Annotated in this window: 1 pseudogene; it reads right to left on the bottom strand. The window is 63.6% G+C overall.

Going from position 1 to position 1592, the window contains the following annotated elements:
• Positions 1-1568: pseudogene (locus C7C45_RS32415) on the bottom strand (hypothetical protein); the annotation flags it as partial.
• Between the last annotated feature and the right edge of the window lie 24 nt (positions 1569-1592).

The following is a 1592-nucleotide window of genomic DNA, read 5'->3' as shown; positions in this document are numbered from 1 at the left end:
GGGAACGAACCACCCGAACCGGCACCACCCGAACCCGGGATCGACACACCACCGGAGCCCGGTAGGCCGTCGATCGGCGACGGAATATCGTCGAAGTCACCGGCGCCGGGAAGCCCGGTCGGCGGCTTGGCCGCCTGATTGCCATCACCAGGCCGACCGTTCAGACCACCCAAACCAGGAAGACCACCCAGACCACCACCGAGACCAACCCCGCTACCTCCACCGGGCAACTCGGCACCACCACCGGTCAAGCCGCCTGCGCCGGCACCACCGCCCGGCAGTCCACCGGCGCCGACACCACCACCCGGCAGGCCACCAGGGCCGGCACCACCGCCGGTCAGGCCACCTGCGCCGGCACCACCGCCGAAGTCGGAACCAGACGGCAGTCCTCCGGTTGATCCACCCGCACCGCCGTCCAGACCACCGCCACCGACAAGGTCCTCCAAACTGGGACTGCCACCACCACCAACGCCACCACCACCACCGACGTCGGCCAGCCTGGAACTGCCACCACCACCGAGAACATCGGCCAGGCTGGGAGTGCCACCACCACCGCCACCGAGGCGACTACCGCCACCGGCAACGTCGCTCAGCTTCGGGCCACCACCACCAGCACCGCCACCGAGCTTGCCGAGAATGTCGTTCAGGTTGGCACCACCACCGCTACCGCCAGCGCCCGCGGTCGGCGGCGGAATCGGCACGTACGTCTGCAGGTCGACCATATTCGTGTAGGAACGCTCAAAACTGTCCCGCAACTCCTTGAACCGCTCAGACATCGCAAGATGCAAAGTGGCCGCAGCCTTGACGAAGGCCGCATGCATCCTCGCGTCAAGCTGCTGCAACGCCTCAGCCGGCTTCTTGAAGTCGTATATACCCGGCTTAGCGCCATCGCCGATGTCGATCTCAATCAGCCACTCTTTGAGGTCTTCCCAAACAATCAGGTCGCCGTTGTCCCATGCCGTGGTGTTCCAGCCCTCGGTGGTTAGCCCCAAATCGTCGATGGATTTCTCGATAGCGTGCATCGCCCGCGCGACCATCGTGTTCGGTTGATTTTCCGGCCGACCCGCGAATTCTGCCCACACCTGGCGGATCTGCGTCCAGAAACGCTGCGCGGCATCACCGTTGTCATGCAGCATCCGCACCCAGTCGTCGGAGGTCTGAAGATCCTGCCGCAACAGCTTCATCTCGCCGTGCAGATTCTTCATCGCATCCGACAACGCCTGGGACGAAGAGCCCTGAAAACCCGAACCGCCGGAACCGAGACGGTCGATCTCGGCCTGGATGCGCTGCGCCGAACCGTCCAACCACATCGACAGATTGTAGAACGACTCCGCCGCCGTATGGAAACTCTGCGGATCCAACGGCAACGGAGTAGGCGGAGCGTCCAAAATGTCCCGCGAATGGGTCCAGAACTCATTCCAGAAATATTCGTGCGGCGAATAGCCGCCACCCGACTTCGAGAACCAGTCGACCCGCCCCTTGATAATCCAGTACGCCTCATGCGAGGCATAGTTGGCCGATACGTAACGAGCGGTCCTCCGGTAGATGGTGAACTCGTTCGCGTTCACCGTACCCATCGAGTCGTTCCACGG

This window comes from Micromonospora arborensis (assembly GCF_003205615.1).
Taxonomy (GTDB): domain Bacteria; phylum Actinomycetota; class Actinomycetes; order Mycobacteriales; family Micromonosporaceae; genus Micromonospora; species Micromonospora arborensis.
This window is presented reverse-complemented; position numbering and strand designations above follow the sequence as displayed.